The organism is Lysinibacillus sp. NPDC093210 (genome assembly GCF_044753985.1).
In the GTDB taxonomy this organism is placed as follows: Bacteria; Bacillota; Bacilli; order Bacillales_A; family Planococcaceae; genus Lysinibacillus.
Genome location: NZ_JBIVOE010000002.1, coordinates 160,877 through 175,278 on the forward strand (window position 1 = coordinate 160,877; position 14,402 = coordinate 175,278).

Below are 14,402 nucleotides of genomic sequence, written 5' to 3' on the forward strand. Positions count from 1 at the left end.
TATCATTTAAATGAATATACTATTTATGCGAGACGTCAGTATCTATAAGCCATTTTCCTTTAAATTCTGCAACTGGGATTGGACGGCTAATCAAGTACCCTTGAGCATAATCACAGCCAATCTCAGCTAAGAAGTTATATTCTTCTTTACCTTCTACGCCTTCAGCTATCACTTTCAAATCGAGTTGTTTGGCGATTGCTATAATCGTTTTTACGAGTGCTTTGTTCTCATCATCTTGATTCATGCCGATAACAAATGATTTATCAATTTTCAAAGAATCAAGTGGATATTTATTTAAATAACTAAGTGATGAATACCCTGTTCCGAAATCATCCATTGATAGACTTATACCTAGTTTTTTTAAAGCACATAATTTTTCTATCATCGACTCAGCATACATTGCGATACTTTCCGTTATCTCTAATACAACATCGGTCGCATCAAATTTTGCATTCTCTATTGCAAGTTGCACACTATCTACAAATGTTGATTCGAGTAACTGCTTCACTGAGACATTTATACTTATTTTTAATCGCTTATTTGTTTCACGATGCCAACGAGCAGTTTGTGCAATTGCCGTATTCAATACCCATTTACCGATAGGAATAATCATTCCAGTCTCTTCCATAATGGAAATGAATTCATCTGGGGTAACTTGTCCAAGTACTTCATTGTTCCATCTGATTAAAGATTCCATACCGATAATTTCATTCGTTTTCACATCCATAATAGGCTGATAGTAAAGTTCAAATTCCTCATTATCGAGAGCTGTACGTAATTGCTTTTCAATCATCATTTTTCTATAGAAATGTTGTTGCATTTCTGAAGTGAATAATTGATAGTTATTTTTCCCTCTTTCTTTTACATAGTACATGGCTGTATCTGCATGCTTAATTAATGTATTAGCATCATAGCCATCATTTGGGAACGTACTAATGCCAATACTCGGTGTTATGAAATATTCACTTCCATCGATCCAAAAGCCTGTAATAAATTGTGCTAATAAGTCTTTAGCAAATGCCTCACTTTCAGTGGCATCATAATAGGGTAATAAGATTGTAAATTCATCTCCACCAAGTCGATAGATGTTGGCCCTGTTATGTTTTTCTTCTAATAGCATTTCAATACGTCTTGAAACTTCTACTAATAATAAATCTCCTACATCATGACCAAGTGTGTCATTGATATATTTAAAACGATCTAAATCGAAGAACAATATTGCATTCTGACTACCCTCCGCTTTAGCCTTTTCTAAAAGGGCAATTAAATCATCATTAAACATTCTTCTATTCGGTAACCCCGTTAAGGCATCATGATTTGCTTGAAATTTAATTTCATCTTCATACTGCTTGCGTTCGGTAATATCAGTTGATACAGCAAGTAATGTAGAACTTTCATGTAAGTGAATAGGTACTTTGACAGTTTGGACCCATACGACTTCTCCCGATGCAGCTGTAATAGCTTCCTCTTTTATAAAATGTTTTTCGGGTAGATTGAACATCCCTTCCTCTTGATTGAGGCTCTCTTCCTCATCAGACAAATCGATTAGTAAATCAGTGTCCGTTTTCCCAATCATATCTTGAAAGCTCATGCCCATTAACTGCGCATAGGATTTATTCATCAAAGTATAACGACCATTTTCATCTTGCGCATAAATGTAGTTAGGATTTAAATCAATGACCCTAAATAAAAACTGCTTTTGCTCATATAGCTTTTTATTCATATTGTTTACGATTTCCAGATGCATGCGACTCGAAAGAATTAATATAGAAATTGCAAAGACTAAAACGGCAATCGAGCTAGGATACAATCTTGAACTAGGAAACATATTTAAGTAGCCAATGGTAAACCCAATGGCCGTGAAAATATTAAAATATAACAAAAACGAACGTTCACTCTTATTTTGTACATCTAAACTAATCAACAAACTAATAATGATACATACTATAAATAGAAGTACATTAAAATTAAAAATCCATGACAGCTCGCCATCCACTGGAAAATAAAATATACTACTATCCATTTTAATAAGTTCTAATTTACTAATCCCTTTTGAACTCCAACCGATTATGTAACCAAGAAGAGCAAATGCGTAAGATATAAAAACGGTCGTACGATTAACTAGATAGCGCCACTTTTTTTGATACTCATTAGGGAGTATTTCTTGAACAATGGTATAACCAATATAAAAAATCGTTGGTGTGACCATGATGGACCCAAATCGAAAAAGCTTGAAAAAGAACATTATAGTTTCTTCGGTAAACAGTCGATATGCGTACAAAAACGAAACATCTATGTGCCAAAATGAGGCTAAAAGAAGGAATAAAAAAATAATTTTAGAAAGTTTATTTTTTTTGAATAACACTAAAATCGTAATCCCAACACAAACGGGAATAAAAGATAATAAAATTAAAAATATAAAAAACATATAAAGAGCCTCCTATGTATGTGTCAGTAATAGACAAGCATTATTCCCGCTACTCCCATGAGTAGTAATACATACAGACTCTACCGCTTGATGTCTAGTTTCATAAACAATAGGTATGTCTTCAAACCCATGACCTGATGTTTTAATCGTTGGAGGTATAAACCCGTATTCCATTGATAATAAAGATGCAATAATTTGCATCGCACCCATTGCTCCAAATGTGTGACCTATCATTCCTTTAATTGAAGTAATAGGCACTTTAGAGCCAAATGTTTCTTTCAGAGTAAAACGTTCTATCTGATCATTTAACTCTATACCTAACGCCTGACTGTTTATATAGCTTGGTATAGTATCTCCGACTGTTTCTTGAAAAACGTCCAGCATATGTCTACCTGTAATATCAGAGGTTAATAGTTTTTGCCCTTCATTTCTTGAAACAACACGTTCAACTTTTCCATATATCTTCTGTCCTCTTGTAATTGCTGATTGTCTACGCTCTAAAACCATTACCCCAGCTCCCTCGGATAAAACAAAGCCGCGATGCTGAGTTGAAAACGGTACACCAGCTTTTTCGATAGAACTCTCCGTAGAAAGTGACCTTATTTTTTTAAAGCCATTAATTGTCCATTGGCCTAATGGAGCCTCTGTTCCTCCTACAATACAAGCATCTACACTTCCAGACTCCAATAGCTGTTTCCCTATTAATATAGCATCTAAACTAGCACTACAGCCTGTTGTTACTGTAAATGCAGAACCACACGAACCGATTGCTTCGGCAACAGAGCTTGAAAGTGTATGCGTATCAACTAAGGAAACCCCATGAATCGGAAATTTCCTTAAATCAAAAGCATCTGTAGCGTATTTTTCGATTTCAAGAATTGCTCCAGCGGATGTTCCCATAATTACTGCAATTCGATGTGATTTAAAATCTTTTAAATTTGACATTTCAGATGCATCCAATGCAGCGGCAATTGCCATTCTTACAGAACGCGGATGGCGATGATAACTTACCCCATTTATCTCCAAGAAGCTATCTTCAATCAAACCCGCTACGATATTAGTGTGAGGCTGATGAGCATAGTTTAATATGCCCTGAGTACAAATACCTTTTTCTAATACATTTAAAAAGCTAAATTTATCTAAAATTCCAGGAGCTTTAATGCCATATCCTGTTATGACTATGTCGTCCAAATATATCACCTTCACACTTTAACTTTATTCCATTATATACAACTAAATCGGACATAGTCTATATTCGGAAGCCTTAAGTTCTAAGTAAGTGAACTATTTGGATAATTTGTATCACTTTTAAGCAAATTATCGCAATAATTTAAGGTAAAATCTTTCTTTTAATATAATAATTTACAAGGTAGAATAACATAAATTGTGAAGCGCTTGTATTAATTTACGATTCTTTGGTTATATTCAACCCATTTTTCCATTTCTCTTTCAACTGCTCGATTTTGCCATTCAAACCAAATACCACTACATTCGCTACAATGACTTTCTACGCCACTTTTATGATGTCCATCTTTACATGTAAAGACCGTCTTTTTGCGACAGCTATAGCAGTAAAGCTCTTTATCTTTAATAAATTCCAAACAAATCAACTCCAACTTTTTTACATAAAGTACTTTCCAAATATTATGCAATTTATTCGTTACGTTGATTAAAAACGCTGTGATTTTTTACCTATACTTGTTGAATCTCTAATCCTCTCGTAAACAACAACAAGCCTCTCTAATCCTTGAAAAATTAGAAAGGCTTTTTATTTTGCAGAGAGCTGCGTCAGCCGTATGCTCTCTTCTAAATAACAAATATTTAAATTTCTTTAGGTGGAATTATTCCTGCAATTAGAAGGAGAAAGAAAACTAGTCCTATTAAGCAAAATAGTACGGAGGCAAAAAAAATCGGTCCTTTCTTTGCGATATATTGCTCGCTTTTATGAATGATCCCTGTTTGAGCAGTAACTTGCACTTCATTGAATCTAGCCATTGGGCCTCCACTACTCGAAAAGTAAAAAATACCACCAGCAATTGCAAAGCCAATAAAGAACATTATTTCGATAAATCTAACCGAGAAAAATGATGCAATAAAGTACGTAATAATCGCTTCAACAAACAATGTGACAATCATAATGATGTAATCTTTCTTTCGCATATACAACTCCCCTTATATTCTTTTCCTTTACATACGTTTAAAATTGGTTTAAGTTCCAAATTTAAACAAAAAGGTGCCAGGCACTCAAAAAAAAAGCACTTCAAACCCTTAGATTAGGATTTGAAGCACTTCAATTCATCTGCCTGACACTTTATTTGCTAGCTTTATAAGCACTTAAGAATTCTTTTACTTTTGAGCTATCTGCTGTTAGCTTTAAGCCTGTGTCAACAAGTGGAGAAACTGTTGATACCGCTGGTTTTTTATTGCCTTGGTAGTAGCTAATAAATTCATCTTGGTTGATAGAGTAAAGGATTGCTTTACGTAAGTCTACCGATTTCGATACTTCACGACCTTTTGGATTAACTAGTAAATAAGAGACAGCGTTGCTATCGGCTGTTTTTAACGTTAAGTTTGCATCGCCCTTTACTACATCAATTTTAGTTTCTGGTACTGATTGTAATACGTCAATTTCACCATTACGAAGTGCAGATAGCGCACTGTCATTATCTTCAATGAAACGAACACTTATGTTATTAATTTTCGGCTCATTGTCAGTACCAGCTTGGTATGCAGGGTTTTTAACAAATGTTGCTTCGTAATCATTTTTTTGAACTAAAATGTAAGGACCAGAAGCTGCTAAATGGTTAGCATAAGTTGCACCTTCTGTAACAGTTGCTTGGTCACCGTATGCAACATTTACATTTGGATCATAGCTTGCTACGTCAAAAGTATTAACCGCTTTAACCGCTGCTTCAGACACGATTCCTCCCGATTGATGAGCTAAATAATTCAGCACTTGAGGGAACGGATTTGGTGTTGTAATTTTCACAACTTGATATTTACCTGCTGCATTATCTACGTTCGCTTCATCTGTTACGACTTGAGCAATTGCTGCTGGTAGTTTATCTGACAGTTCATCTAAAACTGACTTTCCGTCAGCTGTTTTCACTGATTCAAGTGAAGTAATATCTGAAACTACCTCTACAGAATCTATATTTTCATGAATAGAATATGTGCGGTGGTCTGGTACCGAATTTTGATCTTTCGCACGTTCTAATGAGAATACAACATCCTCAGCCGATACTAGATCACCAGTATCCACTGCTTTGCCATTTTCCACTTTAGCAAAATTAATATCATCACGTAATACGAAATAGTACTCTTGGTTATTTTCAGAAATAGCATGATTATAAGATAATGAGCCGTCAGATACTACTTCATCGGTATCAGATAAATTCACTAATCGAACATACATATTCGTATTTAATGTATTAATGGAACCGTCATTCCCTTTAATCGGGTCTAGAGAAGTTAATGAGCCAATTGATTGATGCAATACTAAAGTGTCTGTCGCATTTTTGGCAGTATCATTAAATGCAATTGATTCCCATGCCTGAGCACGTGATTTTGGTAAACGTACAGTATCTGGATTTACTTTTTTCGAATAAATACCTTGGAATTTTTGAGAAATGTATAACGGTGCAATATAAGCATTATCAAATACTAATGCTTGCTCAAGCTCTTTATATTTCTCTTTAGCAGCATCGCCAGTTAAAGTACTAGCTTCATCAATTAATTTATCGACTGTAGCATCTGCAGTCACACTATAATCTCCACCAGTTTTAAATAACCCACGTACTGCGTAGTCTGGATTTCCTGTTACAGTCGTCCAGCTAGAAATGGCCACATCATAGTTGCCAGCATCTTTTTGTGCTGAATATGAACCGAAGTCTGGTTGAATATTTAATTTTACTTCAAAGCCATTTTTCACTAATTGGTCGCGCACAATATTCATATCTTGTTCTTGAGCTGCCATACCTAGCACTTCAATAACGGGCTTTGTACTCGCTGTATCTGTTTTATCACCTTTATTTTCAACATTCGATTTCGTTTCTACACACCCTGCCAAAGCGACCGCCGCAACGGTTGCTGATGCAGCAATTGTAAATAATTTTTTGTTCATCTCTCTATTCCTCCAATAAATAAATTTAGTTTGTTTTAGGATCAAGTGCATCACGTAACCCATCACCGAAAAAGTTAAACGATAAAACGAGTAGCATTATGCATAAACCTGGGAAAATAGCTACATAAGAATTTGTTTCTAAATACGTACTGCCTACTTTTAAAATATTGCCCCACTCTGGTATATGTGGCTCAATTCCAAGTCCAAGAAAGCTTAAACTACTAGTTGAAATAACCGCTCCACCAATTGTCAAAGTCGCTTTCACTATCATCGGAGCGAGAGAGTTCGGTACGATATGCTTGAAAATAATGGCAGCATCAGATACACCGAGTGCCCTTGCTGATTCAACAAATTCAAAATTGGCAATTTGCATGACATTCGCACGCATCGTTCTTGCGTATGTCGGGATTGCCCCTACGCTCAATGCAATAATTAAATTTACTGTGTTTGCACCAAATGCTGCAATGATTGCAATCGCCAGTAAGATACCTGGGATAGCATATAAAATATCAAGTAAACGCATAATGATGTTATCTGTATTTTTTCCGTAATAGCCTGAAAATGCGCCAAGTGCTCCTCCTATTACAGCTGGGATAATAGTTGAAAAGAAACCAACAATTAAGGAGATTTGAGCACCAAACACGATTCTTGAAAATAAATCTCTACCAAAGTTATCCGTCCCTAGTGGATAATCCAAAGAAGGTGTTTGAAGTAACGCACTATAATTATTTTGCACTGCAAAATCGTAATCAAATGTCCATGAACTAACGACCGATAGCGAGAACATAAATATAATGAAGAACATACCGAATACCGCCATCGTATTACGCAATATTTTATTCCATATTTTTTGCCACTTTTCAACGGCAGATGGATCCGTATTTCGGGCTTTTTTAATTAATGTCCAGCCAAGTAGGAATGAGAAAAGATTTCCTGTTAGGGCTGGTAAAAGCAATACTACTCCAAGTGGTATCATCCATTTAGGGGCATCGCTTACTGTAACGTATCGAGCTACAAGTACAGCCATTACTGCATAAAAGACCGCGAGTACTAAAAATGCTCCCATTGCTAATAAAAACGTATCCACCACATATGGCTTAAATAGATTCAATGCCGAAATAAGAATTATAAAAATCTGAGTAATAAATGCATATATAGCAAAAGTATATTCTGCAGTTTTATTTTTCGTAGCTAGCATAAAGCCGAAGCCTGCTGCAAATACATTGCCCACTAGGACTGTTAGCATTAATGGATAACCAAGCAGTCGTGTACGTGTTTGGATTTCTCGTTCTTTTGCTAAATCCTTTTTTATTTGAAAAGTTGTAAACCATATATACAATGTCGTACAGGCATAAATAACAAATATCGTAAGGATATAAGGTCGCCATACGCCATTTACAAAATCAAAACTATTTAGTAAAAACAACACTGAAAAAATAGCAGAAAAGGCAATGGTAAACTGTGCATTGACATATTCTTGCGTTATTTTCATAAGCAGTTTTACATTCGATATGAATTTCACAATGTACCCTCTCCTAAGATTTCTTCATTTTTGAACGAATGCGTGGATCAAAAAACGCATATAGCACATCAATCACCATATTGACAATCGAAATGGTAATGGCAATATAAACTACCCCGCCAAGGATAGCAGGAATATCCGGAATGAATTGCTTATCTACTATATAACTTCCAATTCCACTAATATTAAATACTTTTTCAGTAACAGAAGCACCGCCAAGCATACCACCAAATAAAAGACCAATTACGGTAACAATCGGAATCATTGCATTGCGAATCGCATGCTTTGTAATGACTTTGCGCTCACTCAACCCTTTCGCTTTTGCCGTAATAATATAATCCTCATGAATGACCTCAAGCATGCTTGATCTTGTCATTCGTGCAATCGACGCAGTAATTGAAGTACCTAATACCACAACTGGCATAACAATGGATAACCAATTATTCGGATTATACGTAGCAGGGAACCATTGTAATTTTAATGAAAACGTTAAAATAAAAATGAGTCCTTGCCAGAAGCTTGGTATCGATAAACCAATAAGTGCGATAAACATAAACGCATAATCTGCAAATGAATTCGGTCGAACCGCTGAAATAATCCCAACAGGAATTGCAATCGCCACCGCCATCAGTAATGAAAATAGCGCAATCTCCAATGTTACTGGAAACTTATTCATAATACTTTGCGTAATATTTTCTTTGCCTTCAAAAGAATTTCCTAAGTCAAACGTAAATAGTCCAGATAAGGAATGCCAGAGCTGCACTAAATATGGCTGATCTAATCCATAAATTTTATTAAAATTTGCAACTTGTTCAGGTGTTGCCTCGATACCTAGCAAATTACGCGCTGGATCAAATGGCGATAAATATAAAATAGTAAATACTAATGTCGCCACACCAACAATGACAAATGCACTTTGGAATAAGCGTTCAACGATAAATCGACTAAACGCATTACTGCATAGAATTAGGAAACAATACATTAAAATACCCGGAATAAATGACACAGCTAAAAAAATCGGATTTTCGAGTAGTCCACTAAAATACTTTTTGTAGGATTGTTTTGCAATACCTTCGTTTATTAGTATATTTTCTACTTCTCTATTAAGCTTTTGTTCCGTTAGTTGATTAACTACTGATGCAAGTTGCTGTTCATTCAGCGATTTATTAAAAAATGCTGCCTTCGTTTGTTCTTGCTGCCTATATTCCGCTTCCCATGCTTGAATTTTCCCTTGCGAAATAAATCGTTCTTTCGTTTGTGCAAACATTTGAGCATATGAATGTTTATCTTTTTTTAACAAATATAAAAAATATGTAACAATCTGCACTGGAAATCCTAGTAAAAATAACACAAAAGAATAACTATTTTTCCTCGTCATTTCATTAAAAATTTGCTTAAAGTAGTAACTTTTATTAAGCTTTCTAATATTCTGAAAATTATTCATGTATTTCCTCCTTTCTTCGCTTACTATAGTAGTAAGGTATGAAAATAAAATGATAAAATTTACATCACACTCTATATTGTACAATACCTACCTGTATAGTATAGTATGTATGAACGACTACAGTTCGTCAATAAGAATATTTGAAATTTATTAAAGGATGAGTATTCGATGAGTGAAAAAATTCTTGAAATACAAGATTTACGCGTTTCTTTTATTACGGGAGAAAGCGAATTTGAAGCAGTAAAAGGTGTTAACTTTTATGTCAATAAAGGAGAAACAGTTGGCATTGTTGGAGAATCAGGAAGTGGAAAAAGTGTAACCGCTCGTTCCATTATGCGTCTTCTCCCATCACCGCCCTCTTTTTTAAAGTCAGGTACAATCCTTTTCCAAGGGGAAAATTTAGTGACACAATCGGAAAAACAAATGGAAGCCATCCGTGGTAAAGACATCAGTATGATTTTCCAAGACCCGATGACTTCTACTAACCCAACAATACGTGTCGGTGAGCAAATTGCTGAAGGTTTAATGAAGCATCAAAAAATGTCCAAGAAGCAAGCTTACGAAAAAACGATCGAATTATTAAAATTAGTTGGCATTAAAAATAGTGAAGAGCGTTACCAGCAGTACCCACATGAATTTAGTGGTGGTATGCGTCAACGGGTCATGATTACGATGGCCCTTGCATGTAACCCTTCCCTCTTGATTGCAGACGAACCAACAACTGCGCTGGATGTCACAATTCAAGCACAAATTTTAAGCATCATGAAGCAAATGCAAGAACGTCTAGGAACATCAATCATTTTAATTACGCATGATTTAGGTGTTGTTGCAGGTATGTGCGATCGTGTCATTGTCATGAAAGAGGGAGAAATTGTAGAGGAAGGAACTACGGAAGAGATATTTGCAAATCCGCAACATCCTTATACGAAGAAACTATTAAATGCACTGCCGAAGCTTCATGAAAAGAAAGAACCAAAACAGCCTCCTAATATCGAAGAAGGTACAGATTTAAACGTACCGTTAATTGAAGTACGGAATTTATCTAAGCATTTCGATTTAAAAAAAGGTGAACTATTGAAAGCAGTAGATGATTTATCGTTCCGTATTTATCCTGGTGAGACACTCGGGCTCGTAGGCGAATCTGGTTCAGGTAAATCGACAACAGGACGGACAATTTTACAGCTCCATGAACCAACTGATGGTGAAGTATTGTATAAAGGGGTTCCTGTCACACGCTTATCTAAAAGTGAATTAAAAAGTATGCGACGACATATGCAAATCATTTTCCAGGATCCATACTCATCATTAAATCCTCGTAAAAAGGTTCTTGATATTATTGGGGAGGCACTCGATGTACATAAATTGGCGAGATCAGCTGAGGAACGTCGCGCACGTATAGAGAAATTACTCGAACTAGTAGGCTTAAAAAAGGAGCATGCATTACGCTATCCACATGAATTTAGCGGGGGGCAACGACAACGTATTGGTATTGCCCGTGCTTTAGCTGTCGAGCCGAATTTTATTGTATGTGATGAACCACTCTCTGCCCTAGATGTTTCGATTCAAAAACAAGTTGTAGACTTATTGAAAGAATTACAACAACGACTAGGTTTGACTTATTTATTTATCGCACATGATTTGTCGATGGTGAAGCATATTAGTGATCGCGTAGCCGTGATGTACGGAGGAAAAATTGTGGAATTAGCCGAAAGCGAAGAACTCTATGCAAACCCACAGCATCCCTATACAAAAATGCTACTACAATCCATTCCAATACCGGACCCAGCAATTGAAAAACAAAAGAAACGTCAGGTCATGTCCGAGGAAGAGTTGATGATTAATCGTTTTAATATAGACAACACACAACTTGTGGAAGTTTCTAAAGATCACTGGGTAGCAATGTAACGAAAAGTGCCAGTCACTCAAACAATTTTGAATTTTCGGTCTTTAGGTAAAAATCCACGGTGACTCCTGCGGGAACGCACGTAGCGTAAGACTTAACACCGCGCATAGCGAGGGTTGCGGCTTACGTTGTGCCCGCGGAAAGCTAGTGGATTTTTTTTATATCAGTATTCTCCCTAAGATACATTCGTAGTGCCTTATCGGCGATTGAAACAGTTTTATCGGCGATTTTTCATGCCTTATCGGCGATTCTGTAGATTTTATCGGCGATTTCCGATTAATAAAGGTCACTTAGTATAGAGGGACTTCAGTTAATTCTTTATTTAGGTAGTTTTGATATTGATGATATTCTACTAAATCTTATTAGTAGTGTTTTAGGCTATTTCCTATGGAAAACTTACATGAAAGTTTATAAAGTGGTCGCTATTTCACAAACTAAAGGCTCCTTATGAAACTTGTTGAAGATGGCTTGCAAATTTCATATATAGAGTAGCATTTCCGTCGACACCTCTTTTTGTCTTCTCCCACAAAATATAACTAGTTTAAATTTTTAATGGATAAACACCCCCCCACTTCTTTGCAGAATACATATTATACATTGAAGAAAGGAGGGATTTTTCCATGGGATACTACGGAAATGCAGGCAATTGGAACAATAATTGTTGTGGAGTAAATAACTATGATTACGGTAATAACAATAACGGTTCAACATTTGTGCTAATCGTTGTGCTATTTATTCTTTTAATTATTGTCGGCGCTACTTTCATAAGTTCTGGAGAAGATTGTTAATACTATCATACTAGATGGAATGCACCTCTCTAAATCAAAGGGTTGCTCCCAGCCTGGTGACCCTTTTAATCTAATCCTTAATCCGGTAAGAAGTAACTCAAAATAGACTAGCTAAAGTTTTTATAATACTTATATCGAAAACAGTCACCATTGCAAATGTTGCATTGATGACTGTTTTCATTATGGTTCTAACTAATTTGCTATGTTAATATTAAGAAATAAAAAAGAGCTGTCTAAACAGCTCTAATCACTTAGACTTTAAGCGAGCCACGGAAGCCTCTTGCAGCATAGTAGGAATCTGCTCCATTATGATACATAAAGACCGTACCGTAGCGACGATCACAAAAGATAGCCCCGCCAAGTTTTCTAATATTTGCAGGAGTTTGCACCCAGCTTGATGTTTTCAAATCGAAATTCCCTAGTTCCTGCAATTTTCGGTATTGTTCCTCCGTTAACAGTTCTATGCCCATGGTAGTTGCCATATCGATTACTGTATTTTCTGGTTGATGCTTCTTTCTTGATTCCAACGCTTCACGATCGTAACAAAAGCTTCTACGACCTTTAGGACTTTCCGTTGCACAATCATAAAAAATGTACTCGTCCGTATTTTCGTCATACTCGACAACATCCGGCTCGCCGCCTGTCACTTCCATTTCATTAAGCGACCAAAGTTTTTCCGTATTAGCTACAAGCTTAGCTTGTACTTTAGCCCAGTCAAGACCTTGATGGCGGTTCATATTTTTCTCAAATCGGTCTTGCAATGTTTTTAGTAGTTCCTCATGCTGCTCAAGTGATAACTCTTTGTTTGGCATATTCGTTTCCCCCATATTAATTGTCATAGTTGTTTATTTAAAAAGGCTATAAATACATTTTGAATTTTTTCCTTTTTTATCATTCTTTTCACACGATGAGTATTTTGTAGATATCTCCTTACTTTTCTATTTACGAAAAATAACTTTCGATATTTTTCTTCATTATAAATATCTTCAAACCATAATTCATTTTTTAACAATCCAATATTTCTATCGATTTTTCTCGTATCTAAAGCAATACTACCATTAGGTATGAATGCTGCAAGTAAATCTTCTATCAATTCATTAATTCCACCTTGAAAAACACGCTCATTTATCTATATAAAATAACCTGTTTCTTCTTCGTTTTCAACTACTTGCTGTCATATTATAATTATTGAAAAAGGATAAAGAGGGTTCTATATGAAAAAAGCAAAATTTATATTAACCGTTTTTTATCTTTATTCATAATTGTTGTGGCTGGTAGTTTACCCATCCTCCATTTACCATCATGAAATGTGTCTCAAAAAAAGCTGAAGTTATTTATTATTCCCATCATTCTCTAGTAAAGATTTTAAGCTGATAGACGAATAAATTAAGTTATATAGAACAAGCGGTCAAAACTTCATTTTCGAATACAAGCAAAACTTAAAACAACCAGTTATCGGTACAATACCGACAACTGGCTGGATAAATGATTTTGTAATTGTATAGTAAGGGATTTTTATCCCCTTTAAATTAATCCATTAGGAGACAAAGAAAATTTTTGTAGATGTTCAGAACTTATACTATAAGAAACCACTTTCTCCTTGTATTTCTTCACTACATCAACGTGATTATCATAATTAAAAACAAAGAAATTAACATCTTCTTTTTTACCCTTTTTTACGTTTATGACAAATGGCGTCACATTCGATTCTGGCTCTAGAAATAATTTTTCATTGCCTGGGAAGATATAATGCTTTTTTAAAAAGGAAGCTTCATTAAAATAGTCGGTAAATCTGTTTTTTTCTACCTCTTCTAAATTCTTTCCGTTATAGGTTACCGTAACATCTTTTGAATCCAGTTTTTTATGAAGTTCAAATTTACTTACAGTCCATGCCACAACGATACTTGGAGGACTCATTAACAATTTAACAATAGATCCAATCACTATTGTAATAATTAAACCCCATGTCATATCATATCAACTCTTTCAATAATTTTATCATTTTTATAGCAAATAATTTATTATCACCTTCATTGCGATATTTTCACTAAATGCCTAGATGAATGTCTCATCATCCACTTCTCAATGATAAAGGAATTATAGTGATTATAACCATCCAATTTGATACTTTTTTGACCATCCATTTATTTTAAAAATAAATATAATGATCTTTTCGCTACATTCATTGAGTAAT

Annotated in this window: 13 protein-coding genes; 3 read left to right on the forward strand and 10 right to left on the reverse strand. The window is 35.2% G+C overall.

Translation table 11 applies throughout. The features are described 5' to 3' along the window. Window positions 1-19: 19 nt before the first annotated feature. From ACIP9C_RS06380 to ACIP9C_RS06410, 7 genes are all read right to left on the reverse strand, one after another. Window positions 20-2,428, reverse strand: coding sequence for a sensor domain-containing protein (locus ACIP9C_RS06380; protein ID WP_401009313.1), 2,409 nt, complete (start codon window positions 2,426-2,428; stop codon window positions 20-22). A gap of 12 nt (window positions 2,429-2,440) precedes the next feature. Further along, the gene (locus ACIP9C_RS06385; protein WP_401009314.1) at window positions 2,441-3,619 is read right to left on the reverse strand and encodes a beta-ketoacyl synthase N-terminal-like domain-containing protein; all 1,179 of its coding nucleotides are present in this window, start codon (window positions 3,617-3,619) and stop codon (window positions 2,441-2,443) included. Window positions 3,620-3,828: 209 nt separating this feature from the next. Next, window positions 3,829-4,029 carry a hypothetical protein gene (locus ACIP9C_RS06390; RefSeq protein WP_172772247.1) on the reverse strand — a complete coding sequence of 67 codons (201 nt, stop codon included), beginning with the start codon at window positions 4,027-4,029 and terminating at the stop codon, window positions 3,829-3,831. Window positions 4,030-4,249: 220 nt separating this feature from the next. Continuing rightward, window positions 4,250-4,588: a hypothetical protein gene (locus ACIP9C_RS06395; RefSeq protein ID WP_401009315.1), complete on the reverse strand. Its 339-nt coding sequence runs from the start codon at window positions 4,586-4,588 to the stop codon at window positions 4,250-4,252. 151 nt (window positions 4,589-4,739) lie between these two features. After that, window positions 4,740-6,551: an ABC transporter substrate-binding protein gene (locus ACIP9C_RS06400; RefSeq protein WP_401009316.1), complete on the reverse strand. Its 1,812-nt coding sequence runs from the start codon at window positions 6,549-6,551 to the stop codon at window positions 4,740-4,742. A gap of 25 nt (window positions 6,552-6,576) precedes the next feature. Continuing rightward, window positions 6,577-8,073, reverse strand: a complete 1,497-nt coding sequence (locus ACIP9C_RS06405) for an ABC transporter permease (RefSeq protein ID WP_401009317.1) — start codon at window positions 8,071-8,073, stop codon at window positions 6,577-6,579. Window positions 8,074-8,086: 13 nt separating this feature from the next. Then, window positions 8,087-9,517: an ABC transporter permease gene (locus ACIP9C_RS06410; protein WP_401009318.1), complete on the reverse strand. Its 1,431-nt coding sequence runs from the start codon at window positions 9,515-9,517 to the stop codon at window positions 8,087-8,089. 168 nt (window positions 9,518-9,685) lie between these two features. Between ACIP9C_RS06410 and ACIP9C_RS06415 the strand changes: the two genes are divergently transcribed. The 3 genes from ACIP9C_RS06415 (at window position 9,686) to ACIP9C_RS06425 (ending at window position 12,208) form a co-directional block, all read left to right on the forward strand. Continuing rightward, a complete protein-coding gene (locus tag ACIP9C_RS06415; protein WP_401009319.1) occupies window positions 9,686-11,422 on the forward strand; it encodes an ABC transporter ATP-binding protein in 1,737 nt (578 codons plus the stop codon). A gap of 293 nt (window positions 11,423-11,715) precedes the next feature. Continuing rightward, window positions 11,716-11,871 (forward strand): VanZ family protein, encoded by a 156-nt coding sequence (locus ACIP9C_RS06420; protein ID WP_401009865.1) that lies wholly within the window; start codon window positions 11,716-11,718, stop codon window positions 11,869-11,871. Between the two features lie 169 nt (window positions 11,872-12,040). Beyond that, window positions 12,041-12,208, forward strand: coding sequence for a YjcZ family sporulation protein (locus ACIP9C_RS06425; protein ID WP_401009320.1), 168 nt, complete (start codon window positions 12,041-12,043; stop codon window positions 12,206-12,208). A gap of 251 nt (window positions 12,209-12,459) precedes the next feature. Here the strand turns inward: ACIP9C_RS06425 and ACIP9C_RS06430 are convergent, their stop codons facing one another. The 3 genes from ACIP9C_RS06430 to ACIP9C_RS06440 all read right to left on the reverse strand — a co-directional run bounded on the left by ACIP9C_RS06430 (window position 12,460) and on the right by ACIP9C_RS06440 (window position 14,179). Beyond that, on the reverse strand, window positions 12,460-13,020 hold the full coding sequence (locus ACIP9C_RS06430; RefSeq protein WP_401009321.1) for a DUF4256 domain-containing protein: 561 nt from the start codon (window positions 13,018-13,020) through the stop codon (window positions 12,460-12,462). A gap of 23 nt (window positions 13,021-13,043) precedes the next feature. Next, entirely contained in the window at window positions 13,044-13,301 is a 258-nt protein-coding gene (locus tag ACIP9C_RS06435; RefSeq protein ID WP_401009322.1) for a hypothetical protein, read from the reverse strand. A 431-nt stretch (window positions 13,302-13,732) separates the two neighbouring features. Then, the gene (locus tag ACIP9C_RS06440) at window positions 13,733-14,179 is read right to left on the reverse strand and encodes a YfmQ family protein (RefSeq protein WP_401009323.1); all 447 of its coding nucleotides are present in this window, start codon (window positions 14,177-14,179) and stop codon (window positions 13,733-13,735) included. Between the last annotated feature and the right edge of the window lie 223 nt (window positions 14,180-14,402).